The following is a 715-nucleotide window of genomic DNA, read 5'->3' as shown; positions in this document are numbered from 1 at the left end:
ATTCAAGTTTTCTTTGATGTAAAACATATGGAATCCTCCTAATCTTTCTTGTAAAAGCTGCATTCATATCCGTCTGCCCGAAGCAGCAGTCCTTTTGCCCAGTCTGGCGTTCTCGCCATCTGCTGACAGATCTCATCCAGCTTTGTATCTTTTGGACATTCGATAATCATTTCATCGTGAATATGACCGACAATGAAGTATTGTGATAGTGTCTGCATGGAATAGAAGAGCAGATCCCGTGCGGTTGCCTGAACAATGTTTTCGACCAGCTTGCCGGAGTAAGTCTCCAAGCGTTCCCATTTTCTGCCCGTGCCAATGCCCTCATAAGTGATAGAATCACCGCCGAAGCGATTTTCACCGATGCGTGGCTTGACATATGCCAACCGTCTGCCGGACAGCAGCTTGATAAACAGAAAACCAGATTCATAAGAGAAGTGAATGCCGTGGGTCTCTGTTTCGGTTTTATCCCGCACAGCTTTGATGGCCGCATTTTCTACATCCCACCACAACTGTACAATGTGTGGAGAAGCAGTTCGCCAGTCCGTCACAATTTGCTTCAGTTCTGCATCAGACATTTCCGCTCCACCCATGGCTTTCATTGCTCCGACCGATCCGCCGTAGCCACATGCCAATTCTGCGACCTTACCTTTCTGCCGAAGATATCCGTTGATGCCATGCTTGACCACAGGCACGCCGAAAATCTTAGATGCTGAGG

Annotated in this window: 1 pseudogene; it reads right to left on the bottom strand. The window is 47.8% G+C overall.

What is annotated here, in order from left to right:
- Positions 1-38 precede the first annotated feature (38 nt).
- Positions 39-715, bottom strand: a pseudogene (locus tag DXB92_RS12795) (hypothetical protein); the annotation flags it as partial.

Origin of the sequence: Ruminococcus sp. OM06-36AC, from assembly GCF_003438725.1 — a bacterium.
In the GTDB taxonomy this organism is placed as follows: domain Bacteria; phylum Bacillota; class Clostridia; order Oscillospirales; family Ruminococcaceae; genus Ruminococcus_C; species Ruminococcus_C callidus.
This window is presented reverse-complemented; position numbering and strand designations above follow the sequence as displayed.